This is a genomic window from Paenibacillus sp. 276b, assembly GCF_900107875.1.
Classification (GTDB): Bacteria; Bacillota; Bacilli; order Paenibacillales; family Paenibacillaceae; genus Paenibacillus; species Paenibacillus marchantiae.
The window spans coordinates 237,441-263,218 of the sequence record NZ_FNRR01000001.1 but is presented as its reverse complement, the minus strand read 5'-3'; the positions used below and the strand labels follow the sequence as shown (position 1 = coordinate 263,218).

Below are 25,778 nucleotides of genomic sequence, written 5' to 3'. Positions count from 1 at the left end.
CTGTTTAAACAGCACCCTTCTCCATTGATAAATATTTTATAGACGAAGAACAAAATTCTAGTAACACTATGTCCTTCATTTATTCGGTATCCGACTGTGCTCCCCCGCCAAAAGCGTAGGTTTTCTGCCCTTTCACACCCGGTTTAATTACAAATAGAGATCCAGCATTCGGCGTCTCCGTCAGCCGCTCTTCTCGAATACCGATTCGGGCAGTCGTAATATATAAGTCCTCCAACTCCGGCCCTCCGAAACAGCAGGATGTCACCTGATCTGCAGGTACCTCAATCTGTTGCATCAGCTCTGCTGTATGCGGATTCCAGCGAGTAACTCTTCCTCCGCCCCAGTGGGCAACCCACAGCATTCCCTCACTGTCTACAGTCATTCCATCCGGATAGCCAAATTCCTCCGGTATAGCAATTACACTTGTCCGGTTCGTTATCTCTCCAGCAGCCAGATCAAAATCAAAACGGTCAATGGATCGTGTCGGCGTATCAATGTAATACATCTTCTGTTGATCCGGGCTCCAGCCCAAACCATTGGATGTGGATACATCCCTGAACAACGTTCGAACAGGCTGTCCTTCCTCCAGGCAATAAAATGCCCCTGCCTTGCTTTCATTGTTCATGCTCATCGTCCCTGCCCAGAAGCGTCCAAGAGCGTCACACTTCCCGTCATTGAAACGGTTGTTGTCCTTGCCTTTCTCCGGATCTTCAATCGGCTGTAACTCTCCCGTGAGCAAGTTATAGCTGTGGAAGCCACTGCGCAAAGCAACGACAACCTCATCATCATGGTATGGCACAACCGCACCTACATGCTCGCCAACATCATAAGTCCGATCTTCTCCTGTAGCTGGAACGTATACATGGATCTTGTAGCTTTCAATATCCACCCATAATAATCGATTGTGTTCAGCATCCCAGCTAGGACCTTCGCCCAACAGTGCCGGGGTATGTACTGCAATGTTCAAATCGCTCATGCCATCACGTCCTTTTTAAGATTTGACGCCGCCTGACCATTCGAAACCAATGGCATCCAAGAACGCTTTGGAAAGAACCATATGGCCTGTTGCATCGGGATGAACCCGATCGTAAGTCAGCACAGACGTATAGAAATGATCCCAGAATGGAGTAAATGCAGCCTGTGTATCCACGAAAATGGCGTCATTTTCAGCGGCTACTCTACGAACAGCCTCACCGTATATATCCATCGTAGCCCGCATCGGATCTTCCGGATTGGCTTCCAAATAATAAGGAGACATCAGAACAAGTCCTTTCAACCCAGGACGAACAGAAGCAACCAGATCTCGTAGTGTGGATTCATACTCTTCCAGAAAAACTTGCGATTCTGTGGATAACGGATTGTCAAATTGACGCCATACATCATTGATCCCGATCATAATCGTTAGCCAATCCGGTTTGAGATCAAGCACATCACGGTCCCAGCGCTGCTTCAAATCCCGGATTGTATTCCCACTATTACCCACATTCTGAATCCGCAGCATCAATTCCGGATATATGGAACGCAGCAAGGCATACACTTGCGCCACATAGCCGTGCCCCAGTCCAGAACTCCCTTCACCAACAGGATGTTCACGGCCACAATCTGTGATTGAATCTCCGATAAAAAGCAGCTTATCATTCTTTTGCAATTTCATTGTCGTTTTCTCCTTCGCTCTCATAAGCGTTAAAATATGTGAGATCACTCGTATTCACATTTCATATTCAGGAAAGACATAGATCAGCCAAGTGCCGGGTTACCACCCTTGATTCTTAAGCCAGGTCAGGCACAGATCAGACCAAGCCCGAACGGCATGATCATCCTCTGCCAATCCCAGACCATGTGAACCTTTTTCGAATACATGCAAGTCATAAGGAATGCCGTGTGCACCCAGAGCAAGCGCGTAACGCAAACTGTTTTCTACAGGGACCGCTTGATCATCACTCGTATGCCAGATGAATGCTTCAGGAGCGTCTGCTTTCACCTGCTGCTCTGCACTGAAAGCCTTGATCTGTTCAGCAGACACATCTGACCCAAGCAGATTTTCACGAGAACCGGCATGTCCATAGGAGTCCATCGTTATTACCGGATAACAAAGAATAACCCGATCCGGGCGTGAACTCTCCCTTTCAATAGGGTCCTCGTGATCTGGTTGACCCTCGTCATACAAGGTTCCCAACGTGGCTGTAAGATGACCGCCCGCCGAGAAACCAAGTACGGCAATTTTGGAAGGTTGAATACCATATTGCTCGGCATGAGCCCGTACATAACGAATCGCACGCTGACCATCTGTCATGGGTGCCGGATGCTGGTGGGGCGCCACACGGTACTTCAGCACAAATGCGCTAATTCCAGCACGGTTCAGCAATTCAGCGATTGGGGCTCCTTCATGATCGGCCAAAAATCCATAACCCCCACCCGGACATATAATGACAGCGCTCTCGGAACCCGGCTGAATAAATGGAATCAGATGGGGCATTTCATCCTCATGACCCTTGGCCGCATAAGGTGCTGCATGGTCCCACAATGGTATAGTTGTTATCACTTCTATCATCCTCTCTAAGTTGAACGGATACGTTGATCCGTATAGTCATTTTCCAATCTAAGGAATCGATATCATCATAACGGGAAGCACCCTTGCGCATCAATACCTTCCTGGCATCACTTTTTGTTCAATTTGTAACAGGTTACACGGAATCCTCATACTTGAACAGTGTTTTATAGCACATTTAAACCTCAGAATGATTAATATAACGTTCGATACTGCTCAGGAGTTACGCCCTCAATCCGCCGAAACGTAGCCACAAAATGACTCGCATCCCGAAAACCAACCTTCGCTGCCGTTTCCTTGACGGTTAGTTTGCTGTCCCCTGTCATCCATTCTTTCGATTTGCGAATACGAAGGAGAATGAAATAACTGTAGGCGGTCATGCCAAAGGATTGTTTGAAAAGGGTATTCAGATACCTAGGCGTAATGCCTGGTATGGCGGCCATCTGTTCAAGACCGATTTCGGGATCGGCATAGTGTTCATTCATAAATGAAATTAACGGAGCCAGCCGTTCCACGGCATGGGAGATCGAAGAACGACTGCCCGTCATGCCATGTTTTTTGAGCAAAATCAGAAATCGGTACATGTCCGCTGACGCTTCCAAACCGGATAAATCCTGGTCACTGCTGATGGAACCCAGCACTTCCCTGCCATAATGTTCAAGCGGGCTCTCTGAGTCCCACTGGTGAAGGGCTGCCTCCCCCAAACCAAGCGACTCTGTAATGGCCGGGCACTGGGAGCCTCCAAATGTAATGTAGAGGGTCTCCCATTCTCCTTGCGACCGTACATACTCGTGAGGCTCATTCGGCGGCAGCAAAATGCCGGATGTCTCCCCTAGCTGTACAGTTGAACCTGCAAACCTGAACTCTCCAGCCCCCTTCACCGTCTGAAGCCAGTGATAACAAGGATATCCGGCAGGTCTATACACATTCTCCTGATTGCCGTTATACCCTATACTCTCGATGTAGAGCGGAAGCGGCTGATCCCGTGGGGTCATAAAATAGCGCCGATGATCGGGTGTGATGAGCATAGGGATTCTCTCCTTTGAACAAAAAGCAAAATTACAGTTCCGTATTCTTATATGTCTCATTACTTTTCTTATATTTTAAAAGTCATATCCATCATATAGTATAGATTTATTCTTATACAAGAGGTGAACACATTTGATTAGCAGCAAGTTACCCAAAATGTTCTACGGCGGCGACTATAACCCTGAACAATGGGATCATGAGACTCATCTTGAAGATCTGCGCATGTTCCAATTGGCAGGTATTGATATTGCGACCATCAACGTATTTTCATGGGCACTGATTCAGCCTGATGAAGTCACTTATAATTTTGAAGGACTCGACCAGTTAATTAACAGTCTCTATGAAAGCGGCGTTTACATTTGCCTAGCGACAAGCACTGCTGCTCATCCAGCATGGATGGCGAAGAAATACCCGGATGTACTGCGTGTGGATGCAGATGGACGTAAACGCAAATTCGGTGGACGGCATAACTCCTGTCCGAATAGCCCAACCTACCGCAAATACTCCGAGAAAATTGCAGACAAGCTGGCGGAACGTTATAAGGATCACCCTGGTGTGCTTGTATGGCATATCTCCAACGAATATGGCGGCGACTGTTATTGTGATAACTGCGAGAAAGCGTTCCGCGTGTATCTCAAAGAACGTTATCGGACCCTGGAGCAGCTCAACAAAGCATGGAACTCCAATTTCTGGGGGCATACATTCTACGATTGGGATGAGATTGTACTGCCAAGTAACCTGAGCGAGCACTGGGGAAACAACAATTCCACCTTCCAGGGCATCTCACTTGATTACTCCCGCTTCAACTCCGACAGTATGCTCGATTGTTACCGTCTGGAATATGATGCGATCAAAAAACATATCCCGGATTCGGTCGTTACGACCAATCTGATGGGATTCTTCAAACAGCTGGACTATTTCAAATGGGCCAAATATATGGATATCGTCTCCTGGGACAGCTATCCGGGTCTTGCGACTCCGGTAAGTTTCACAGCTATGGCTCATGATCTGATGCGTGGATTGAAGGACGGACAGCCGTTCATGCTCATGGAGCAGACACCAAGCCAGCAGAACTGGCAGCCTTATAACTCATTGAAACGCCCCGGCGTCATGCGTCTGTGGAGCTACCAGTCCGTTGCCCATGGTGCGGATACGATCATGTTCTTCCAGCTCCGCCGCTCTGTGGGCGCCTGCGAGAAATATCACGGTGCAGTCATTGAACATGTAGGACATGAGAATACCCGTGTATTCCGTGAAGTCGCGGAGCTGGGCAAGGAGTTACAGTTGCTGGGAGACAAAACGCTGGATGCTACTGTGGATGCCAAAGTCGCGATTGTGTTTGACTGGGATAACTGGTGGGCAATCGAGAAATCCAGCGGACCTACGGTTGCACTGAACTATGTAGATCAAATTCACAAATACTACGCTGCCTTCTTCCGCCGCAACATTCAGGTGGACATCGTTAGTGTGGATACCGATATCAGCAAATACGACATCGTGCTCGCTCCGGTGCTCTATATGGTTAAACCAGGCTTTGCGGCCAAACTGGAGAAGTTCGTTGAAGCAGGTGGTACATTCCTGACAACCTTCTTCAGTGGTATCGTCAATGAGAGTGATATCGTAACAACCGGGGGTTATCCGGGTGAACTTCGCAAACTGCTCGGTATCTGGGTTGAAGAAATTGATGCACTGCTGCCTGAGCAAAGAAACCGTATGGTCATGAAAGAGGCTTATGGCGATCTTCAAGGAGACTATGGTTGCGGCATGTTGTGTGACTTGCTGCACAGTGAAGGTGCAGAGATCATTGCCGAGTATGGAGACGACTTCTACAAAGGCATGCCTGCGGTAACCCGTAACACATTTGGTCAAGGTGAAGCCTGGTACGTAGCTTCCGACCCGGAAGATCGATTCCTGGACGGCTTGCTGGGACAACTGGCTGCAACCAAAAATATTGCTTCTCTTCTGGATACTCCGGAAGGTGTCGAAGTGACTGCTCGTACCAAGGATGGACAACAGTACCTGTTTGTCATGAATCACAATGCTACCGCTCAATCCTATGATTTGGGTAAAGCAGAGGCTCATGATTTGCTCACAGATCGGTCCCTTTCAGGTACGATCGAGATTGAAGGACGCGGTGTACAACTGCTTGAAATGAAATAATATTCGAAAATCGATGATACAACATGTTACATGGAGATCGCACTGATCGTTATTTGTGGCTTAAAAGCGTGTCAATTGTTAAAATTTAAAGTATTATATGATTGAACTTGTTTCAATCTGCTACTTCCCGTATCCGTTTAGACCGGATACGGGTTTTTGTCATTATTTGTGAGGCTATCGGTTAGAAGGAAATACCGAGAAGCGAAGCGAATTGGACGAGACACACAATTTAACGACGCCCCGCCGGGAAAAGGAAGCGCCCCTTCGAAAGTAGTCGCTGCACTGTATAGAATAAATAATATATTGCTGCGAAATATTGGTGACAATCATGATGTCACTTATACACTGCTACAATGGGAGGAACACTCCAGCATCCTTTCCGGCGGCGCAACCCTCGAAACGGAGTGGCTGACATGAATAGAACAAATCGGCTTGCCGCCATCGTTATGGCATTGCAGCACGGTCACGAAACGGCACATTCACTTGCAGAAAAGTTTGAAGTTTCCCGCCGTACCATCCTGCGGGATATCCAATCTCTCTCAGAGATGAATGTCCCGATCATTGCTATCTCCGGTCCCGGAGGCGGCTTCAGACTTATGGAGGGGTTTGTACTGCCCCCACTGCAATTAGACCCGGTTGAAGCAGCTACTCTCATCTTTGCTCTCGAAGGCCTAAGCCATTATGCAGATACCCCTTTTCAAGAGAAACGCTGGACATTAATGGACAAAATCAAAAGCATTATTCCGGATGATGTCAAAGCAAGGATGGATCCTATGCTCAAACAACTGAAGCATGATGTTCCCGAACGAAACTACATCCTTCATCATCTGGAACCGCTTATGGCTTGTATCCCGGAACAAGGGTGGCTGCGTATGTTGTACCGCTCTGCTTCCCGTCAACGCTGGCTAACGATCTGCCCCATTCGAGTGTATGCTTCAGCCGGTTTCTGGTATTGTGAAGCGTATTCAGAGGAGCACGGTAAACAGCGCCTGTTCAGGGCAGACCGCATTCTGGACATTACACCGGTTGAGATGCTTGAATCACAACAGCTGGCAGAACAGGCAAAGCGACAGCGCAGCAAGCCGAAATCTCCCGAACCTTCTCCGACACGTGTTACCGCACGTCTGAGTTACAGCGGAATGATCGAGGCAGAACAGGACAAGCATATTGGCGAACGGATGACCGAGATTGCTCCGGATGTATGGGAACTGTCCTTTCTCTGCCCTCCCGGTGAGTGGGCTTGGGCCGTACGATTCTTTTATCGACTTGGAAGTGAAGCAGAAGTACTTGAACCCGAGAACCTTCGCTGCGAGATTCGCAAACATGCCGAGGAAGTATACCAGATGTATCTTACCTCCAACAATAATCGTTGTAGCACACGCTAAAAAGGAGCTTGCCAAAATCATGATGAATGAGCATGAATCGATCGTAACTTACGAAGAAGCTGTGCAGCGAATAGAGGCTGTGGGACTGCTCCCACTCGCCCCTTTATTTCCTGAATACCCTTCACTGTCCTCCATAACGCCTCAAGAAAACTGGCACAAAGATAACGCGCTTGATCCCTGGTTGTGGCGTTCACGTCTGGCTGAGGAAGGGATCGCTGCTTATGGCAAATTTCTCAAAAAGAAAGCCATTCTTGTCTCACGCGAATATTTCCCATGGGTACACCGTCTGCTAGCGGACTCCAGAGTCATGGAGGAACAATATGACGCGGGTTTGCTCTCTCGAGAAGCATTCAAACTGTATGAGATAATCGAGAAGCATGAGGGGATTGATGGACGGACGCTGCGTTCACAAGCAGGTTTTGGAGCCAAAGAGGACAAAAAAGCATTTGACCAGGGGCTGCTGGACCTTCAAGGCATTAGCGCCATTGTCATCTGCGGCACCAAAGAAAAAGAAGGCCTCGCTGAAGGCAAGGTCGCTTGGAACAGCTCTGCTTATGAGACCTCAGGCTGCTGGATGAAGCGTCAAGGTATTGAACCGTTTGAGGGCAGCGTTGCAGATGCGAGCGAACTCCTGGTACAGCAATTGGAGAAACACACTTCTGCTGCCGCACTGACCAAAATCAAAAAATCTTTTGCGATACATTGATTGAAATACTTATAAACGACAAATCCCGGAAGCCGAAGAGGGCCACCGGGATTTGCTGTATATACCTTTACCATACATGCAACAGATATAAAGCAACGAACGAGTACAATTACAGGATAACTCCATCCTTGAATATCGCAATTTCCCGAAATCCATGCTGCTCGCTAAGCGTATGCGCCCGTCCTGAAGCAATATCGATCAGTTGACTGAACAGCTGCACTTTCACGTCTTCCATCGTCTTACCTTCCAGCAGTTGACCTGCGTTAAAATCGATCCAGTGCTTTTTCCGATTTGCGAGGTCAGATTGGGTTGCAATCTTGACAGTAGGTACCGGGCCTCCAAACGGCGTTCCGCGACCTGTCGTGAAAAGAACAATGTGCGCACCCGCAGCTGACAGTGCTGTAACAGACACGAGATCATTCCCCGGAGCCTCCACGATGTTCAGGCCGGTTTGAGTGACACGTTTGCCGTAACGAAGTACATCAACTACGGAAGAACGTCCTCCCTTTTGCGTACATCCCAAAGACTTTTCTTCCAGCGTGGTAATCCCGCCTGCTTTATTCCCTGGTGAAGGATTTTCATATATATTCTGACCGTGGTTCACAAAGTATTGCTTGAAGCCGTTCACCAAGTCTACCAAATTATCAAACACCTGCTCATTGGCCGCCCGATTCATCAGAATGGTCTCTGCACCAAACATCTCGGGAACTTCGGTCAAAATAGCCGTACCTCCGGCAGCAACCAGCATATCGGCAACAGAGCCAACGAGCGGGTTCGCCGTAATCCCGGACAGACCGTCCGAACCGCCGCACTTCAATCCAATTTTGAGCTTGCTCAGAGGCAGCGGCTGACGCTGTTCATGTTCGACGAGCTCCACGAGCTCTTCCATCAGACGCAGTCCTTCCTCAAGCTCGTCATCTGTTTCCTGCGCTTTGAGAAAACGGACTTTCCCCTGATATTCGGGTGCGATACATTCGCGGAACTGGTCTACCTGATTATTTTCGCAACCCAGACCAATGACCAGCACGCCGCCAGCATTCGGGTGTTCCACTAGGGAAGCCAATACCTGCTGCGTATATTTCAGGTCATCTCCAAGCTGCGAGCATCCGAATGGGTGTGGGAAATGATATACACCATCCACCCTGCTGCCGAACTGCGACTGGCCCATCCGAGCCAAAGCCTCACATACTTTATTAATGCAGCCGACCGTATTCACAATCCAGATTTCATTACGAATGCCTGCTTCACCGTTAGGGCGCAGATACCCATCAAATGAACGCAGATGTTCCGGAGGCATGTCCGTCTGGACAGATGGTCCCGGCTGATACTGGTATTCAAGTAAACCGTGAAGTCCTGTTTTCAGATTGTGACTGTGAATCCAGCTCCCCTGTTCGATCTGTTCCTTGGCTATCCCAATGGAAAAACCATATTTCATCACATCCTCGCCCGGTGCGAGGGTATGTACAGCAATTTTATGACCTTTGGGCACATCATCCCTTAGTGTAAAAGTAGTGCTGTCTGGCAGTATAATACTTTCCCCTTTTACATAATCCCGAAGAGCTATAATGACATCATCCTGCGGTTGAATCGCAATCCAGTCATTGACTGTACGTGTTGTGTTCATTAACTCTCACCTTCCAGCAAACCAATTTCGTGAACGAGTGCTTCGCGAAGCCCCTGTCGATCATCCAGATTCTCTCCCCAGATCGATACATCAGATAATACAGCAGCGACACTCTGGTCTAATTGCTGCGTATCCCTCTTCAGAGGATCATAACGATCCCAATGTATGGCGAGTGCAGCCAGTACATCCGCATCATCCCGAAGCAGGACAGACTCACCGTTCAATCGTTGTGCCATATAACCGTCCGGCGTGTTCACTGGACGATACAGACACAATAATCCCGCAAATCCTTTCACGAGCCGAGCCGGCCAGGTTCCCTGATTTTGCTCATAGGCCAAAAGTGTAGGCAGCACACGGACCTTGAACTTTCCTACTGTATTTAATGCAATATCCTGCAGCTTGTGATTAATATACGGATTGAGGAAACGTTCAAACACTTCCCCTGCGTACTGATCCAGATGATGATCCGGCATATCCAGTGCAGGCACGATCTCCTGATGTACCGCTTCTCTGACCCAAGAGCCAAACTCTGGGTCTTCCATCGTTTCTCTCACATGTTCCTTGCCTTGCAGAATGCCGAGCGAAGACATGAGGGTATGAGCACCATTCAAAATACGAACCTTGCGCAGCTGAAAAGGTTTCAAATCCTTCACCCAATGTACGTTGAGTCCCGCCTGTTTCAGGGGGAGTTTCTTATCCAGTGCTTCATCTGCCTGAATGGCCCAGAAATGATATGGCTCTGCCGTATTGACCAGTTGATCCTCGTATCCCCAGCGATTGGTCAGGGAATCGGCTTCTTCCGAAGTCGGTGCACCCGTGACAATCCGGTCAACCAGATTGTTCAGGAACAAGTTATGGTTCTCAATCCATGAACGGAAGCCTTCAGAATAACCGAAATCTTCACTATGCTGCAGCACACAACTGCGCAGTACATCCCCGTTGCCCTCAAGCAACTCACACGGCAGGTGAATCAACCCTCGGGATGGGTCCCCATCAAACCGCAGATAACGTTGATGCAAGAAGACCGTCAGCTTACCCGGAAATGATAGTATCGGTTCACCCTGCGTGTACTCTGAATGCGTATATTTCAATCCCGATTCGGTTGTATTGGAGATGACAAACTCCAGGGAGGGCAATTCCGCTAGTTTCAGAAAATCCTGCCATTCTTCGTATGGATTAATACACTGTGAAAAAATCGAGATCATTTCCGTCCGTTCCACTGCTTCTCCCTGAGACAGCCCCCGGGTAATCATCGTATACAATCCGTCCTGATCACGAATTTGTTCCAGCTTTGCCTTTCCCCCAGGCCGAGGCTGGGTCACCGCAACACTACCATGGAATTTGCCTTGTCTGGCACTCTCATGAAGCATCCAATCTGCAAACCCACGCAGAAAGTTGCCTTCCCCAATCTGTAGTACCTTTACGGGACGTTCCATCACTTCTTTGCACTTGCGCTGGCTATCACTTCCAAGCAGATTCAGCTTTAGCCTTGGTCTTTTCGTGCTCGCCGACATGAACACTCACCTCATCGTTTTATTTGTCAACATCAGATGTCCCGCTGCACGGTACCCAGCCGCTTAGCTTCCATTGAAAACGCTTTAAATTCATTGTATCATCAATAAAAGGAAATTTAATTGCTTATATTGCGGTAAATGTACTCTTTCATGATCAGAAATAACCACTTTTTTTGTAAGCACTGTTTTGAAAGGAGATCGAATGGAACGTTCGCCCGTTCGTACAACCATTCAGGCGGAATCGGGGATTCCCTTTCGTCTGGTGTATGCAGATACCAAGTCCCCCCAGAACGAGTTGCCGGATCATCTTCATGACTGGCATGAAATTATTTATGTATATAGGGGTCAAGGCACCATTTTCATTGATAACGGTCTTGAAGACATGCAGGAGGGTGATTTGTTCATCATTCCTGGCAGCACGGTACATCGCGCATTGCCTGATGCCGGGAATCTGGTGACTTCGTCGGCCTTATTCTTCAGTCCAGGATTACTGGCTTCCACAGCGGGAGGCAATGCGTCAGCCATGCTCTCTCTATTTGAACGCTGCCGCAAACGCAGGGTGTACAAGAGACATCTGGATGCCAAGGAGCAAGCCCAGGTTGCTGCATTAATTGACGACATTCATGCAGAATTCCAGTTAGAACATCACCTGAGTGCCCACGCCGCTCTGCTGCGGTTGCAACTCTTACTTATTTATCTGGAGCGATTGGAGGCAGTTGGTCCTGCAAGTCCTGCCAGAAGTGTTCCTGGACCAAGCTGGCTCTCCTCTACGCTGACTCATATGGATGAAGAGCTGCGCAGTGGCCTTTCTTTGCCGGAACTGGCACGGCAGGCAGCCGTATCCCCGGCGCACTTCAGCCGTGCGTTCAAAAGGTATACTGGTATGACACTAACTGACTATGCGTTGGCCCGCCGGGTCATTATGGCGAAAGAGCACCTGCTTCGAAGTGATGAGACAATGACCGTTGTTGCCGATGCCTGCGGCTTTGAGAGCCTGCCCCATTTTTATCGACAATTCAAGAAACTGACGGGTACCACACCCGCTGCCTACCGTAAAACCATGAAGAATCAGCATCAAACGTGATTGTCACAACATCCTGAAATGTAGAGATTTGTCTGTGTGTAACATATTCTTCCATACTATTCGTGTGGTATGTTATAATACTGAATTACAATGTCGGAAACGATGCGTTTCTGCTGCCAGAGGAGCCTTACATCCCATGTTAAACGAATTGAATCGCAGAAATATCGGCATCTTCGCACACGTCGATGCAGGGAAAACAACAACGACAGAACATATGTTATTTCAAAGCGGTGTCGTACGTAGTCCAGGTCGCGTAGATGATGGAACAACAGCCACAGACTCTCTGGATATTGAAAAGGAACGAGGCATTTCCGTACAGGCGGCTATGACCTCTTTGATCTGGAAAGATACGATTATTGATCTGATTGATACGCCGGGTCATATCGATTTCAGCTCTGAGGTAGAGCGATCCCTGCGCGTTATGGACGGAGCCGTACTGATTGTGTCCGCCGTGGAAGGGGTCCAATCCCAAAGCGAGACCATCTGGCATGCTCTCCGCTCGCTTGGAATTCCTACCCTGATTTATATTAACAAAATGGATCGGGTTGGCGCTTCTGCTGAGACGGTTATCGATCAGATCCGCTCCAGTCTCTCTCCCTTCGTATGCGAAATCCAAACCTTTCGGATGAATGAAGAGGTGTTCGAGGGCATTGACTCTTTATGGAATGAGAGCCAAGCGCAAGTGCAGGGTTCTTCTTCTATCCCCGGCCTTTTTGAATTATTGGCCGAACTCGACGAAGATCTGATGGAAGCCTACATTAATGGTGAAACGCTGCCAGCTGACCAGCTAGATGAAGCATTTTGCAAAAAGGTGCATCAGGGCGAAGTGTTCCCCATTTGTTATGGTGCTTCGGGCAAAGGAATCGGCATAACGGAGCTGCTGGATGCCATCATCGAATTTCTTCCTGCACCTGCGCAGCCTCAAGAACCTTCAGTATCCGGGGTTGTATTCAAAATTGAACGGGATAAAACGATGGGCCGTACAGCCTATGTTCGCATGTATGGTGGCAGTGTGTATAATCGGGATACGATCTATAACTCCACTCGGGAGCTGGAAGAGAAAGTGACACAGATTCGCCGAATGGATGGTCGGAAATGGGCGGATACGGGTGCTGTTCATGCTGGACAGATCGCCGCACTGTACGGACTAAGCGAAACCCATGTTGGTGATATTATTGGCAGCCCCGAAGGTGTGCCTCCTGTACCCCAGCTGGCTGTTCCCTTGTTGACCGTGCAGGTACATGGTAAAGACACGGCTCGTTATCCTGACCTTGTAGCGGCACTGCAAGAGCTGACGGATGAAGATCCCCTGCTCGATTTGCAATGGTTGCCTGAAGAACGGGAACTGCATCTTAAAGTCATGGGAACCATCCAGCTTGAAATTCTGTCCAGCCTGCTGATGAGTCGTTTCGGACTGGATGTCGTATTTGACCCGCCGTCCGTCATCTATAAGGAGACTCCTCGTTCTTCAGGGGAAGGATTCATTGCGTATACGATGCCCAAGCCTTGCTGGGCCATTCTTCGATTCAGCATTGAGCCTTTGCCACGTGGTAGCGGTCTGATCTACTCATCCACCGTCCGGACGGATCATCTTCTGCTTCGTTATCAGAATGAAGTGGAGCGCCGCATTCCCGAAGCGCTATCTCAGGGGTTATTGGGGTGGGAGGTTACCGACCTGCGCATTACGCTAATCGAAGGTGAGCATCATGTCTGGCATACCCATCCACTGGATTTTGTGGTAGCCACGCCGATGGGGATTATGGACGGGTTGGCAAGCATAGGCACGACCCTGCTGGAACCCATTCTTAATTTCCGGTTAACGGTCCCCGAGGAGTACGGCGGTAAAGCGCTCAGTGATCTGGTACATATGCGAGCAACCTTTGAAGCGCCGATCATCGGAGGCGGTCGATGCATCGTTGAAGGACGTATGCCTCTGGCAAGCTCCATGGATTATCCGGTGAAGCTCCGCTCAGAGACGAGCGGACGCGGGGTGCTCACGACTTCTTTTGCCGGGTACCAGGATTGTCCTTCGGATCAGACCCATACGCGGAAACGCAGAGGAGTTAACCCGCTGGACCAATCCAAATATATTTTAAGTGTTCGAAATGCGATTACATCATAATTGGAGTTGACTTTGTCGTGCTGATTAAATTTCTAATCTTTGGCCTGCTGTGGCGGATTGTAGGCAATCCGTTCTTGGCGGTTATTATTTTCCTCATCATTCTGTATTTCCTGGATCGTCGCTATGTTGGGGTGATGCCAAGCTTCATGAAGCCACTTAAACGTATGCGTAACATCTCACGGCTCCGGCAGCAGCTTGCCATGAGTCCGAATGAAGTCTCTTCCAAGCTGGATTTGGCGCGTCTGTTGATTGAACGCAAACGTTATAGCGAAGCTCATGCCTTGCTGCTGGAACTGGAACGTCCTTACGAGCAATCAGCCGAATATTGGGAGGCGCTGGGCACAACTGAACTTCATCTGGGCCAAACGGAAGAAGGCGAACGTCATATTTTGCAGGCACTGGATATTAATCCAAGAGTGAAATATGGACGTCCTTATCTAACACTTGCAGGTGCTTTCAAGGATACTCACCGGGACAAAGCGCTGGCATACGTTCAGCAATTCCAGGAGATTCATTCTTCATCCAGTGAAGCATATTATCTGCTCGGCTCGGTGTACCGCTCCCTTGGACGTACTGCTGATGCAAAACAAGCCTACGAGCAATCACTGAACGTGTATCGCTCCCTGCCAAAATATAAGAAGCGCCAGGAACGTCGCTGGGCTGTTCGCAGCTGGTTCCGCAAGCGTGGACTGTAAAGCTGTTTGATTACGTCAGATTGAGCAATGGATTCGACGTCGTGAATTTGAAATGTACGCATCCATTCCATTCATTCGTGATAAAAAATTTCACCAAATAAAAAGTGCACTGATAATTGCCTCAAGGCAGAAATCAGTGCACTTTTGTCATACATCCCATGTTGCAGAGCTAGGTCAGCAGCTCACGCAGTCGTTCCTCATTACCTTTCATCCAGTCTATCCGTTCTCTCAGCTTCCTGATTTGCTGCACAGCCACATCAGGCTCATCTGTACCTTCGAACAATCGACTGATAAAATGCATCACGACATCCAGACTTCGAAGCAAAATAAGCGCTGGAATCACGCTCAGCTCCTCTGGTTCCAGGCTGACCTGTTGCCTGAATCCCTGAATCAATCCCTCCAAAGCCTCCCACATCCATGCCTGCTCCTTGTCCATCGTCAGAAGGTCAGACATGGGCACAGCAAGCTCCATTACCCGCAGATCCCATGTGACGAATTCAAAATCCAAAATGGCACATATGATATCCTGAGAGTCTGCCAATACATTGGATGCATTCAAATCCCCATGTACCAGTTGATGTGGTAAAAGCTCCATGCCTCGCAGCGTATTGAATAAGTCTGGCAATACAACCTTCAGCTTCTGCAAGTCATCTGCACATGCCATCAGCGTATCCGGGGGTGAGGTGCATAGTTGTAACAATTTCTCCGGTGAACAGAGCGGGTAAGCCTCCTGAATCTGATAATAGGGTGGATAAACGGGATCCAGGGTTATGGGAAGGCGCGCCATAACGGAAGACAGCATGCCACCCGCCCTGCCCAGCCCACTGAGCTGATCGGGTGTATTCCACACGGGATTATGACCCTCACGATAATGGAACAACGTCACGATTTTGCTCCGGCCCGAGGAATGATCCTGCACAGCAAGAAATGTTGCATGCTTCTCATCAGGAAGGCTAACGGGCGCAGGCACATCAAGCTCAAACTCTGAACGTGACAAGGCAGACAGCACCTCGTGTTCAAAAGCAATTTTCATTTGATCATTATGCGTTTCATACTGCCTCAGCACGTAACATTCTTGGCCCATCTCTACCATGAAGGTAGAGTTGTTCATGCCTCCCTTTCCACGCTGAGCTTTCCAGTTGGACGTGAAGCCATATGAGGATAAAACGGTGGATATGAGCTGCTGTTCTGAATCGTTTAGGGAACCTGAATCGATGATGTGCACCAAAAATAACTCCTTTATCTCACGTAATACAACCTCTATATGTCCTCATCTTAACGGAAGTATTTCTTTCGGTCTAGTCAGCTTCGAGGTAATAGTCATTCTAAGCTTCACTGCCAGCTGATTAGGCAAATGGATAGTATCCTGTACGATTCAACTGTTCTGCAATCACGCGATATCCTTTTGCATTTGGATGAACCCTGTCCCAAAATAACAGTTCACGTTCACGCCCTTCAAACCGGTCATAGACCTGAGCACAGGCATAGTTCCCCGATCCTGCACTATTCAGAAAGGAATTATATTGCCGCACCCAATATGCAGCTTCCGCCGCTTGCGGATATGGGTTGTACAACCCAATCGTACGGACCATATATACACTGTTTCCTTTCAACTGCCGGATATGCCTCATAATCTGGGACACGTTACTGCGAGTATCCCCAAGCACCTGTGTCATCTTACTTGCATTCGGGATCCCGCCACTCGCTTTGAATGTACGAATCAGATCGTTCCCACCAATCGACAACGTAATAATATCCGCCTCACGCAGCGATTGCCGCACTCTTGGATTGTTGGATATCATCTGCAGCATTTCCCCTGACGTAAGTCCATTCACGCCCAAATTATCCATGGATACAAACGTACGCACATTCGTTTCTGCCATTCTCCGATATAAAGGAACAAAGCCGGTGCCCAGCAGCGCTCCTGTACCTACCGTTAATGAATCTCCTATAGCCACATATCGATATACCATCCCGCCGCCCCTCTCTGCTGTGTTATAAACTACTCCATATACAATTCCTATATATCGTATGAGAGGAACGGAGACAAGGCGCGGGATGGTGTCCGTAGGCATACACATTTATTTGTCCGTTTCATAAAGGATTGTTCAAAACCATACAGAAAGCCCCGCCGGGAATCCAGTGGGGCTGTTCATATATCATTTAATTACATGCCTATGTTACGATCCGAATCAACGGAATCTGCCTGTTCCTTATTCGGGAATGGCCACCAGTTGGCACGGCCAAACATTTTCACCATTACAGGAACGAAGAATGGCAGGAACAACAGAGAATACAAGATCAGTCCGCTGAGTACAACCGTCGCAATCTGCATCATCGAAAGAACTCCCGATGGATACATTGCGGCAAAGGTACCACTCAGAATGACGGCTGCAGACAGGATAACCGTACCCATGTTTTTCATGGCATACAACATGGCGTCCTGTACTCTCATACCTTTGTTCTCATTGAAACGGTCCATCAGGAAGATACTGTAATCCACTCCCAGTGCAATCAGCATGACAAAGCCGAAGAACGGCGTAACCCAACTGATGCCCGCGAACCCAAGTATATTCACAAAGATCGCTTCCGTCAGGGCCATGGATGTGAAATAAGCCAGCAACAACGAGACAATCAGATACAGCGGCATAATAACCGAACGGAGCAGCAGGACCAGAATGATAAACGTTCCTGCAAGCATCAGCATAACTGTGCGTGTGTAGTCATTGTTGGAGACTTCCTGCAGATCTGCAAATGTACTGGTTACCCCGCCAATGGCAATATCTGCTTTTTCAAGCGCACTTCCCTGTACAGCACGATGTACAGCAGCTTCGATATCCGGAACACGATCAATCGCTTCAGTTCCATATGGATTCTCGGCAAAAATAACGTCAATCGTCATCGTTTTCCGATCTTTGGACAGATACGTATCGAATACCTGTGTGAAGTCCTTACTATTCAGTGCTTCTTCAGGAACATACCAGCCTGCCAGATCCGAATCAGGAGAGTTTTGCAATTGTGTCAGGTAGTCCTGTGCTGAATCGAGTCCACCTGAAACCTGTTCGATTCCATCTACACTCTGATTAAGACCATCTGTCAATTGAGTCAGTTGACCACTCAGATCCGAGAAGCCTTGCTGAATTTTCTCCTGACCACCCTGAAGCTGACCAAGTCCGTTCTGGATGGAAGGAATTTCACTAATCACTTTACCTTGACCGTCAGCGGCCTGTTTGAGACCGGATTGTAACTGACTGATTCCCGTCACAATCTGACCCAGACCATCGGCAAGTGCCTTCTGTCCGGAAGCTGCGGAGGCATAGCCTTTGTTAGCCTGATTGATTCCAGCCGCGGCTTCGCCTAGCTTGGTTTGAATTTGACCCAAACCTTGAGCGAGCTGTGCTGTGCCGGTACCTGTTTCACCAAGGGTGCCTTTGACCCGCTGATAATCGGCGTCTTGCAGCAAATCAGGATAGCGCTCTTCAAGCGCTGTGAACGATTCATTCAAGCTGGTCAACGCTGTAGATACACCTTTGAGTTGTTGTTGCAGTTCACCTACACCATCACCCAGCGCTGCGACACCTGCTCCTGCCTGACGATAGGCTTGAAGCAGCTGATTGTTGGCCTGTGCAAGTTGATCTGCACTCGTTTTGGCTTTCTGCAGACCTGCTTTTAGATCACCGGCGCCCGAGGAGCCGTCACGAATTCCTTTTTCAATCTGCTGAAGTCCTTCCGACAACTGTGTAATACCAGACTGCAGTTGGGAAGTACCTTTGGTCAGTTCTCCAGCCCCATCCGCAGCTTCTTTAAGTTGTGGTTCATTTTTGCTTAACTGACTGCTGGCTTCGCTCAGACCATCACGGATTTTATCCAGACCCGATTTGCCTTCGCCCAAACCATCAGATAATGTCCCTACTTGTTGTGTCACTTCAAAATCTTTGATCTCATCACCGGTTGGACGTGTCATGCTGCGGACACCAGAGATCCCTGGCACCTTCTCCACTTCCCGGCTAATCTTTTCGGCGAGCGCCATATACTTGGCGTTATCCATAGCTTCATCATTTTGAATAACGACCTGACCCGGCAAGGATTCACCCGGACCGAAGCTGTCCGAAATGATATTGAATGCTTTGACCGAATCATATTTCTCACCAATCTCATCAAGACTGTTAAACGACAGTTTGCCGTCGTAAGTTGCCAGCAATGGCACACATACCGCTGCAACGATGAGCAGGGCTGCCCATGGACGTTTTAGGGAGAAACGACCGGCTGCACCATAAATCTTGCTCTCGGCATGTTCCAGTGAACCCTTGGAAGGCCAGAACAGTCTTTTGCCCAGCACTGCCATGAAAAATGGAACAATCGTGACTAATGCCAGCATCATCACGGCAATACCGACAGCAACCGCTACCGCGGAACGATACAACATAAACTGTGCAAAACCAATGGCAATGAATCCAACCAGCACGGCGAGTGCGGAGAAGAATACCGTTTTGCCTGCTGTACGGTACGTAGCAATAATGGCATCCCACGTATTTTCATGATGAGCCAATTCTTCCTTGAACCGGCTAATCAACAGGATGCAATAGTCCGTACCGATCCCGAACATGACTGCCACCATAAAGATCTGCGTAAATGTCGAAATAGGGAAGTCTAGACCGTCCACAAGGAACGCGACAATCTGCTGTGAAACAATGTAGCTGATCCCCACCGTAAGCAGTGGAACAAATGGAGCGACAAAAGAGCGGAATACAAGGAATAGGATGAGCAAAATAAATACTACAGTAATGTACTCCGATTTTTTGAGTCCTTCTTGGGAACTTTCCACCGTATCCTCATCAATCAAACCTTTACCGGTTATGTAATGCTCCACATTGACCGATGACAAAGCTTCATTGAGGTCTTCGCGCATTTCCTTGACTGTACGGTCTCCCTGATCAATAGAAAGCGACGTCAAGATCGTCTTGCCATCCGCAGAGATCATTTTGTCTGATAATTCAGGCTGAGAGAAAGGTTCCAGTATGGACAGAATGCCAAGCTTCTCCTTTTCTGCCTCCAGTTTCTTAACGGCCTGTTCTGCCTCTTCTTTACCCTCGGCACCCAAACCATCCGGATTATAAAATACAAGAGCCAACTGGCTGCCCTGCTGCTCACCCTTTTGTGCAGCGGCTTCTTCCAGAATCGCCGCTGCCTGGGTGGAAGAGTGTCCTTCAGGAACCGAAAACTGTCCCTTTTCCCGAATCAATTCACTCATGTTAGGGGCGGTGAACATTAATACGGCGGCCACAATGACCCATAGCCCCATCAACCACCATCGCGCTTTCAAAATCGTTCTCATTCGTTCTCCTGTCCTCCTTCATGCGTTAGCAAAGCTGCGAGCTTCTCAAAAGATTCAATGAAATTCTGAACCTCTTCCGGTTTGAAATGGACCAAATACGGCTCCAGAAGCTGCTGTATTTCCTGTTCCGTTTCCCTGTATACTTCACGTCCATTGTCCGTCAGGGTCAAATAAACAACTCTGCGGTCACGCTCATCCCCGGCCCGATGGACCAGATCCCGATCCACCAGCTTGTTGACCAGAGCAGTGATACTGCTCTTGCCTACACACAAAAGCTCTGCCAGATCAGAAGGCGTACATAACGGTTTCTCCTCAATCATACGAAGTGCACAGAACTGATCTGTGGTAATGGTTTGGCCCAGGCGTTCACGTATCTGGGTATCAAACCGTTTGGTTACCAGGAAAGAAGCATCCAAATAGCGGTTAACCAAACTTCTAGCATCCGGTGTGTTCATTCTTCATTCTCCTTCCCTAAAAATATAGTTCACTCATAGAACTATTCTTCAATGAAACTATTCTATAATGAAACTATATTGCAAAGCAATACGTTTTTCCTATTTTTTCAAACAAACGACAAAAAAACAGGACGTCCGACTCAGCTGCTTCGCCAAATCCAACATCCTGTTATGATTATGCTCTCTTTACGTTACACAGTAGTAGACAGTTACTAGTCTTCGTCTTGCTCCTCGTCCTTCTCTAATACACAGCGGAATCGCTCCACACCCGGATACAGCTCACCCAGGCTGTACACTACGAATCCCGTATTTCGATAAAACTCTACCGCTTCCACATCGGTCTCAGCGATTAGTCTGTCGGGGTTATATTTGGCCAGCACCTGTGAAATCATGCCACGACCATAATTTTTAAAACGGTTCTCAGGCAGGACAGCGATGTGATGAATAGTGATCTCACTCGTTCCTGTACTTTCATATCCAATCAGACCGATCAGCTGGCCTTCGTCTTCATAACCGTCCAAATGCAGCTCGTCCTTATTAACATACTGTTGTAACGCACGATTCAGGTGATCCGGGTCGGGAAAGACCGAGTAGGACAACAGCTCCTGCACTTCCGGCTCCTGTATGCGTGATTTCAATTGAATTAACACCCTGATTCCTCCTATAACTTGCTTGATTCCGTTATCGTATTGTAGTCGTTAGCCTTTAAAAGTTCAAGTCGTATGCCGTTTCAGCTCCGATTGGAGATCAGACGTGATACCTTCAGGCACCTGAATTCCTGCCAAATGATATGCATCCAGCAGCGCACCACCGACTGCCGGCACATGGCTGGTAATGTAATGAATCTGTTGTCCACCCGGTTTATAGGCTGCATTCAGCCCATTTCGAACGGCCTCCACCATATAAGGTGTACTCAGACAACTTCCTGTAAGCGTCATGCGCACCTGCTGATCTTTAAAAAGCATGAGAATACCCACAACGGCCGTATCCGCTGCTGAATCGCATACTCTGACCGCAAGGGGAATATTTTCGGCTGCTGCTTCGGTAACCAAAGGAGCCATTTGACCAAATATCCGATTGATGGCCTGTCTATTTTCAGCAAAACCTGATACGCCTAGTGCAGCAAGCTCCTGAATCGAAGTTACATTCCAATAGGCTAATATCTGTTCGATCCAGGGTTGGTCCTGCGGACCATAACGTCCCGCAAGGATGGAATGCACCGCGTCATAAGCCAAAAAACGAGCTGCTGTTGGCGCATAGTGGCCGAACTGGTCATTGCGAAGCCAGTTCCCTTGTTCCGTTTTACCGAGAATCAGAGAGCCTGTGCCCCCAATAGCTACGATGCCTGGCTCACCGCCAAAGGCTGCCGTATGTGCAATATGCGTGTCATTTACTGCGCTGATTCTGCCTAATATCCCGGTTTGAGCGAGTAAAGCTTCAGCCCAGACTGTATCTTCTGGCTGATCCAGGCCTGCCATCCCCGCCTGAATGGAAGCAATCTGATCCACTTCTAGCCCAGCTCTGCGAATAGCTTCAGCGATGCCCTCCAATACGTTCTGCTCTGCATTGGCATCATGATAGCGGTTGCAACCGCCTTTTTGCACATAAGACAAAACCTTTCCGTTCTCATCGGCCAATGCCACACGTGTATGACTTCCCCCGCCATCCATGCCAATCACATATGTACTCATTCTGATCCCCCATGTTCTGGTGTGATGATGTCCCCTATCCCATGATGCTTCTCGTGATGTTCTATTAAGCTGCGGAGTAATACGAACTACCGGGACCTTACTACGCGATCCCGGCAGGCTACTATTGCTTCTGTGCAGCGAAACGAAGCAGTTCACAACGGAACTGTGTCGGTTCATCATATTTTTCCTCTTCGATCGTCTGTGTTACATGTTCCTGAAGCAGAATGTTCCAATTAGCATAAGCCTTCTCCAGTAATGCTATAGCCTCAGCTGTGGGCAGATTCAATTCAATCAACGGCTCAATCTCCCGGCCTGTGTTGATTTCCTTTTCCTCTACACTCGTACTCATCGTGATACAATGAATGCCGCCTGTACGAGTTCCCACTTGCAAACGTTCAATAGCCTCCACTAAGGCTTGTTTATTTGAAACATGTTCCAGGCAAGAGCAAGCAGCAATATAATCAAAATGATCCGGCTTGACAGCGTAATGCTCAACATCCGCCTTCTCTACTTGCACCATATGATCAACCTGATATTCTTTCGCATATTTACGAAGTCCATCTGCAGCCTCATCCAGCAAATCCACCCCGATAACTTCACTATTTGTTTGCCCAAGACGCTGCGCAATGGGTATCGTATGTCTGCCTACACCACATCCCAAATCGAGAACACGCAGCTCTGTCTTATGGGTAAGCAAACGCTCAAGCATATCCATAACCATCGGCATGGGTCTCGCCATCCAGGTACCGGACGCGAATAATTCATTATTCTGATAGAAGTTAGAATGGTAACCTGCCTCTGCTTTCCGTGCAGCCTCAAATTGTTCATTTGCCATACAAGCACCTCCATAGCTTAGATGTTAATCGTCAATGTCCCCGAACCTGCAAACAGAATAACGGTGAGAATAACCATCACTACAAATGCCCCGGTGACGAGCAATTTACCTGTATCCTGCTTATACGTATTGTCATTAAATAACATCAGGCCGCCAATGGTCATGGCTACGGGAGGAAGAAACAGTGTCATCAGAACAAGTAACACAATTGAATATCGATCCAATATAAATTCATCATTTTCAATCATGTACGGTTGTTCAGGCTGAACCGTTTTGGTAGTAACCAGATTGCCGCAAGATTTGCATTTGAACTCATCCTCTGCCATTTTTTCATGACAATATGAACAAACTCTAGGTGTATATGGCATCTCGCACCTCCCCTTAAGTACATCTTCTACTTAATACCCAGGATGCTTAATTGGAATCAGAAGAATGCTGCTGGTTCTTGGTCAAAAAGGATTCAAGTACCTGCTCGTATCGGGTACGATCCACTTGAAATGCTGTTCCATGACCCGCACGGGGAATAGTCAACAGTTCCTTTTCTGTCGGACATGCTTCAAATAGTCTATAGACCATTTCCGTCGGTACAAACGTATCTGCCTCACCATGAATAAAAAGAACCGGAACTTGAACTTTGGCGAGTTGATTTAGTGCCGATGCCTCCCCAAAGAAGTAGCCCGCCTTCCATTTGGAAATGAAACTTGTAACGGGAATAAACGGAAATGCGGGCAGCTTGTATAGCTGCTTGAGCTGGAAGGTCAGCTCCTCCTTCACGGAGGTATAAGCACAATCCGATACGATGGCCTTTACCTGATCAGGGAGAGCTTCACCACCTGTCATCAATACTGTAGCGCCTCCCATCGAAATTCCATGCAAAATGATCTCCGTCTCCGTACCAACCTTGCTCAGAACCCAATGGACCCATTGAACATAATCTTTACGATCCAGCCAGCCGAATCCGATGATATTGCCCTCACTTTGGCCATGACCCCGATCATCCGGCATCAACACATTGTAGCCCCGTTTTTCAGCATAAAAGCGGGCAAAACCCGCCATTTCTCTGCCTTTTCCCGAATAGCCATGGGCCAGGATAACCGTTGGTCGCTGCGATCCGTAGTGGGTAGGAAGCCATGTTCCATGCAGCTTTAATCCATCATGTGATTCAATATATATATCTTCGGTTGGCTGCGTATCAAGCCACGTCAAGTCAGAAGCACTGCTGATTATTTCGTTATCCGGTTCGGGCATCAGATTCGGATTATCAACCAAAAATGATTTTGGAGCACGCCGAATGGCGGTTTTGAAGAAGTAAAGTCCACCTAACCATAGTAAGGCAAGAACGATTAGGACCAGAACGGCAAGGCTGTATAATAACATGAACATTTTCCTCTCTTTCAGTCGATCTTCCACGTGAAACATGTATGTATATTATTTATCGTTTCGTAATTTCTTCAGACACGGATGATGGTTGCCACTTCTGAATCACGTTGTTTAGAGCTTCAAGGGTGAAGGGTTTACCAATAAAATCATCCATCCCGGCTTCAAAACATTTCTCTTTCTCTCCATCCATCACATTTCCTGTCATCGCAATAATCGGAGTGGGATGCCACATCTTATCCTGTTCTAAAGCTCTGATATGGCGTGTCGCCTCCAGTCCATCCATTACAGGCATCATGTTATCCATCAGGATCATACTATATTTATTGCTGAGAAAAGCTTCACTAGCCTCTTCCCCATTGGAGACGGTATGCACTTCGGTCATGCCCAGCTTTTTGAGCTGCATCTGCACAACCTGCCGATTGATGACGTTATCGTCTGCTAGCAAGATTGATATCGGAAGGGATGTACGAATCTGCTTCTGGTTCTCCTTACCGCGAATCATCTGATTGGATAACGATTCAATCGTTCTGTGCGATGATTTCATCTTTCCATGTTCATTAGACATCACATGATCACTCTCCTAATCGCGAATTATGCCATACTGCTTATACGAAGGCTTCACTCATCCAATCGTTTGCAAAAGCTTCGGCAGCTTCGATCTTCCCCGTTCAAATACAATCCATCTATTCATTATACATGAACGACGAATGGCATACATTCATATAAAAAAACTGACCTGCGTTATTAACGCAAGTCAGTTTTCCCCTCTGCGGCGAGTCCAAGCTTTTTTAACAAACGAATCGCATCTGCCTTTTCCGAAGGTTCCAACCCATCCACCGCATCAATGATCACCTGGTGGTGCTGAGGAAAGATTTGTGTAAACAGATGTCTTCCTTCCTCCGTCAATTCAGCGTATATGACACGTCGATCTTCCTTGGACGCTCGACGAATCAGCAGATTTTTGTTCTGAAGCTTGTCCACCACATACGTGATATTGCCACTGGACATTAACACTTTCTCACCGATCTTTTGCAACGCCTGCGGCCCTTTATGGTATAACAAATCAAGCACGCCAAATTCTGTTGTATTCAGTCCATGACTCTGGATATCCCGGTTGGACCTGGATGTAACGGAATTGTATGCGCGAGCGAGAACCACAAATAATTGTAAAGACAGTTCCCGATTGTCCTCGTTGTTCGGCATTTCTTAATCCTC

Annotated in this window: 23 protein-coding genes; 6 read left to right on the top strand and 17 right to left on the bottom strand. The window is 48.0% G+C overall.

What is annotated here, in order from left to right; all coding sequences use genetic code 11:
* Positions 1 to 79 precede the first annotated feature (79 nt).
* From BLV50_RS01110 to BLV50_RS01095, 4 genes are all read right to left on the bottom strand, one after another.
* Positions 80 to 976 carry an SMP-30/gluconolactonase/LRE family protein gene (locus BLV50_RS01110; protein WP_063564683.1) on the bottom strand — a complete coding sequence of 299 codons (897 nt, stop codon included), beginning with the start codon at positions 974 to 976 and terminating at the stop codon, positions 80 to 82.
* Positions 977 to 991: 15 nt separating this feature from the next.
* The gene (locus BLV50_RS01105) at positions 992 to 1,654 is read right to left on the bottom strand and encodes an SGNH/GDSL hydrolase family protein (protein WP_063564684.1); all 663 of its coding nucleotides are present in this window, start codon (positions 1,652 to 1,654) and stop codon (positions 992 to 994) included.
* A gap of 99 nt (positions 1,655 to 1,753) precedes the next feature.
* Positions 1,754 to 2,551, bottom strand: a complete 798-nt coding sequence (locus tag BLV50_RS01100; protein ID WP_371129214.1) for an alpha/beta hydrolase — start codon at positions 2,549 to 2,551, stop codon at positions 1,754 to 1,756.
* Positions 2,552 to 2,742: 191 nt separating this feature from the next.
* Positions 2,743 to 3,576: an AraC family transcriptional regulator gene (locus BLV50_RS01095; RefSeq protein ID WP_090805335.1), complete on the bottom strand. Its 834-nt coding sequence runs from the start codon at positions 3,574 to 3,576 to the stop codon at positions 2,743 to 2,745.
* Between the two features lie 133 nt (positions 3,577 to 3,709).
* Between BLV50_RS01095 and BLV50_RS01090 the strand changes: the two genes are divergently transcribed.
* From BLV50_RS01090 to BLV50_RS01080, 3 genes are all read left to right on the top strand, one after another.
* A complete protein-coding gene (locus BLV50_RS01090; RefSeq protein ID WP_079694778.1) occupies positions 3,710 to 5,737 on the top strand; it encodes a beta-galactosidase in 2,028 nt (675 codons plus the stop codon).
* Positions 5,738 to 6,150: 413 nt separating this feature from the next.
* Positions 6,151 to 7,122 (top strand): helix-turn-helix transcriptional regulator, encoded by a 972-nt coding sequence (locus BLV50_RS01085; RefSeq protein WP_090805332.1) that lies wholly within the window; start codon positions 6,151 to 6,153, stop codon positions 7,120 to 7,122.
* A 19-nt stretch (positions 7,123 to 7,141) separates the two neighbouring features.
* Positions 7,142 to 7,828: an AlkZ-related protein gene (locus BLV50_RS01080; RefSeq protein ID WP_063564688.1), complete on the top strand. Its 687-nt coding sequence runs from the start codon at positions 7,142 to 7,144 to the stop codon at positions 7,826 to 7,828.
* Between the two features lie 109 nt (positions 7,829 to 7,937).
* Here the strand turns inward: BLV50_RS01080 and BLV50_RS01075 are convergent, their stop codons facing one another.
* On the bottom strand, positions 7,938 to 9,452 hold the full coding sequence (locus BLV50_RS01075; RefSeq protein WP_090805329.1) for a UxaA family hydrolase: 1,515 nt from the start codon (positions 9,450 to 9,452) through the stop codon (positions 7,938 to 7,940).
* Positions 9,452 to 10,966 (bottom strand): tagaturonate reductase, encoded by a 1,515-nt coding sequence (locus BLV50_RS01070; protein WP_090805327.1) that lies wholly within the window; start codon positions 10,964 to 10,966, stop codon positions 9,452 to 9,454. Before BLV50_RS01070 ends, BLV50_RS01075 begins: the two co-directional genes overlap by 1 nt.
* A gap of 202 nt (positions 10,967 to 11,168) precedes the next feature.
* On the opposite strand from BLV50_RS01070, the gene BLV50_RS01065 reads away from it, so the two are divergent.
* From BLV50_RS01065 to BLV50_RS01055, 3 genes are all read left to right on the top strand, one after another.
* On the top strand, positions 11,169 to 12,050 hold the full coding sequence (locus tag BLV50_RS01065; protein ID WP_090805324.1) for an AraC family transcriptional regulator: 882 nt from the start codon (positions 11,169 to 11,171) through the stop codon (positions 12,048 to 12,050).
* A gap of 136 nt (positions 12,051 to 12,186) precedes the next feature.
* Positions 12,187 to 14,172: an elongation factor G gene (locus tag BLV50_RS01060; RefSeq protein ID WP_090805321.1), complete on the top strand. Its 1,986-nt coding sequence runs from the start codon at positions 12,187 to 12,189 to the stop codon at positions 14,170 to 14,172.
* 17 nt (positions 14,173 to 14,189) lie between these two features.
* Positions 14,190 to 14,867 (top strand): tetratricopeptide repeat protein, encoded by a 678-nt coding sequence (locus BLV50_RS01055; RefSeq protein ID WP_063564693.1) that lies wholly within the window; start codon positions 14,190 to 14,192, stop codon positions 14,865 to 14,867.
* A gap of 169 nt (positions 14,868 to 15,036) precedes the next feature.
* Here the strand turns inward: BLV50_RS01055 and BLV50_RS01050 are convergent, their stop codons facing one another.
* The 11 genes from BLV50_RS01050 to BLV50_RS01000 all read right to left on the bottom strand — a co-directional run bounded on the left by BLV50_RS01050 (position 15,037) and on the right by BLV50_RS01000 (position 25,766).
* Entirely contained in the window at positions 15,037 to 16,092 is a 1,056-nt protein-coding gene (locus BLV50_RS01050) for a phosphotransferase (RefSeq protein ID WP_090805318.1), read from the bottom strand.
* 121 nt (positions 16,093 to 16,213) lie between these two features.
* A complete protein-coding gene (locus BLV50_RS01045) occupies positions 16,214 to 16,840 on the bottom strand; it encodes a GDSL-type esterase/lipase family protein (protein WP_063564694.1) in 627 nt (208 codons plus the stop codon).
* A 194-nt stretch (positions 16,841 to 17,034) separates the two neighbouring features.
* Positions 17,035 to 20,202, bottom strand: coding sequence for an MMPL family transporter (locus tag BLV50_RS01040; RefSeq protein WP_090805315.1), 3,168 nt, complete (start codon positions 20,200 to 20,202; stop codon positions 17,035 to 17,037).
* Positions 20,199 to 20,657: a MarR family winged helix-turn-helix transcriptional regulator gene (locus BLV50_RS01035; protein WP_063564696.1), complete on the bottom strand. Its 459-nt coding sequence runs from the start codon at positions 20,655 to 20,657 to the stop codon at positions 20,199 to 20,201. The genes BLV50_RS01040 and BLV50_RS01035 overlap by 4 nt, the downstream gene beginning before the upstream one ends.
* Before the next feature lie 212 nt (positions 20,658 to 20,869).
* Positions 20,870 to 21,307, bottom strand: a complete 438-nt coding sequence (locus BLV50_RS01030; protein WP_063564697.1) for a GNAT family N-acetyltransferase — start codon at positions 21,305 to 21,307, stop codon at positions 20,870 to 20,872.
* Positions 21,308 to 21,370: 63 nt separating this feature from the next.
* Positions 21,371 to 22,348, bottom strand: coding sequence for an N-acetylglucosamine kinase (locus tag BLV50_RS01025; RefSeq protein ID WP_177031094.1), 978 nt, complete (start codon positions 22,346 to 22,348; stop codon positions 21,371 to 21,373).
* Positions 22,349 to 22,469: 121 nt separating this feature from the next.
* The gene (locus BLV50_RS01020) at positions 22,470 to 23,183 is read right to left on the bottom strand and encodes a class I SAM-dependent methyltransferase (protein WP_090805309.1); all 714 of its coding nucleotides are present in this window, start codon (positions 23,181 to 23,183) and stop codon (positions 22,470 to 22,472) included.
* Between the two features lie 17 nt (positions 23,184 to 23,200).
* Complete coding sequence (locus BLV50_RS01015; RefSeq protein ID WP_064639122.1) at positions 23,201 to 23,551, bottom strand: hypothetical protein; 351 nt, start codon at positions 23,549 to 23,551, stop codon at positions 23,201 to 23,203.
* A gap of 46 nt (positions 23,552 to 23,597) precedes the next feature.
* Complete coding sequence (locus BLV50_RS01010; RefSeq protein WP_079694789.1) at positions 23,598 to 24,560, bottom strand: alpha/beta hydrolase; 963 nt, start codon at positions 24,558 to 24,560, stop codon at positions 23,598 to 23,600.
* A gap of 55 nt (positions 24,561 to 24,615) precedes the next feature.
* Positions 24,616 to 25,128 carry a response regulator gene (locus tag BLV50_RS01005; protein WP_090805307.1) on the bottom strand — a complete coding sequence of 171 codons (513 nt, stop codon included), beginning with the start codon at positions 25,126 to 25,128 and terminating at the stop codon, positions 24,616 to 24,618.
* Positions 25,129 to 25,307: 179 nt separating this feature from the next.
* Positions 25,308 to 25,766 (bottom strand): MarR family winged helix-turn-helix transcriptional regulator, encoded by a 459-nt coding sequence (locus BLV50_RS01000; RefSeq protein ID WP_024630132.1) that lies wholly within the window; start codon positions 25,764 to 25,766, stop codon positions 25,308 to 25,310.
* Between the last annotated feature and the right edge of the window lie 12 nt (positions 25,767 to 25,778).

What these genes read in the sequence shown, in the direction of transcription:
- BLV50_RS01035 (WP_063564696.1), bottom strand. Translation starts at nt 20,657, where the DNA reads ATGAACACACCGGATGCTAGAAGTTTGGTTAACCGCTATTTGGATGCT.
- BLV50_RS01110 (WP_063564683.1), bottom strand. Translation starts at nt 976, where the DNA reads ATGAGCGATTTGAACATTGCAGTACATACCCCGGCACTGTTGGGCGAA.
- BLV50_RS01060 (WP_090805321.1), top strand. Translation starts at nt 12,187, where the DNA reads ATGTTAAACGAATTGAATCGCAGAAATATCGGCATCTTCGCACACGTC.
- BLV50_RS01040 (WP_090805315.1), bottom strand. Translation starts at nt 20,202, where the DNA reads ATGAGAACGATTTTGAAAGCGCGATGGTGGTTGATGGGGCTATGGGTC.
- BLV50_RS01025 (WP_177031094.1), bottom strand. Translation starts at nt 22,348, where the DNA reads ATGAGTACATATGTGATTGGCATGGATGGCGGGGGAAGTCATACACGT.
- BLV50_RS01000 (WP_024630132.1), bottom strand. Translation starts at nt 25,766, where the DNA reads ATGCCGAACAACGAGGACAATCGGGAACTGTCTTTACAATTATTTGTG.
- BLV50_RS01020 (WP_090805309.1), bottom strand. Translation starts at nt 23,183, where the DNA reads ATGGCAAATGAACAATTTGAGGCTGCACGGAAAGCAGAGGCAGGTTAC.
- BLV50_RS01070 (WP_090805327.1), bottom strand. Translation starts at nt 10,966, where the DNA reads ATGTCGGCGAGCACGAAAAGACCAAGGCTAAAGCTGAATCTGCTTGGA.
- BLV50_RS01085 (WP_090805332.1), top strand. Translation starts at nt 6,151, where the DNA reads ATGAATAGAACAAATCGGCTTGCCGCCATCGTTATGGCATTGCAGCAC.
- BLV50_RS01045 (WP_063564694.1), bottom strand. Translation starts at nt 16,840, where the DNA reads ATGGTATATCGATATGTGGCTATAGGAGATTCATTAACGGTAGGTACA.
- BLV50_RS01075 (WP_090805329.1), bottom strand. Translation starts at nt 9,452, where the DNA reads ATGAACACAACACGTACAGTCAATGACTGGATTGCGATTCAACCGCAG.
- BLV50_RS01100 (WP_371129214.1), bottom strand. Translation starts at nt 2,551, where the DNA reads ATGATAGAAGTGATAACAACTATACCATTGTGGGACCATGCAGCACCT.
- BLV50_RS01080 (WP_063564688.1), top strand. Translation starts at nt 7,142, where the DNA reads ATGATGAATGAGCATGAATCGATCGTAACTTACGAAGAAGCTGTGCAG.
- BLV50_RS01010 (WP_079694789.1), bottom strand. Translation starts at nt 24,560, where the DNA reads ATGTTATTATACAGCCTTGCCGTTCTGGTCCTAATCGTTCTTGCCTTA.
- BLV50_RS01015 (WP_064639122.1), bottom strand. Translation starts at nt 23,551, where the DNA reads ATGCCATATACACCTAGAGTTTGTTCATATTGTCATGAAAAAATGGCA.
- BLV50_RS01095 (WP_090805335.1), bottom strand. Translation starts at nt 3,576, where the DNA reads ATGCTCATCACACCCGATCATCGGCGCTATTTTATGACCCCACGGGAT.
- BLV50_RS01105 (WP_063564684.1), bottom strand. Translation starts at nt 1,654, where the DNA reads ATGAAATTGCAAAAGAATGATAAGCTGCTTTTTATCGGAGATTCAATC.
- BLV50_RS01005 (WP_090805307.1), bottom strand. Translation starts at nt 25,128, where the DNA reads ATGTCTAATGAACATGGAAAGATGAAATCATCGCACAGAACGATTGAA.
- BLV50_RS01065 (WP_090805324.1), top strand. Translation starts at nt 11,169, where the DNA reads ATGGAACGTTCGCCCGTTCGTACAACCATTCAGGCGGAATCGGGGATT.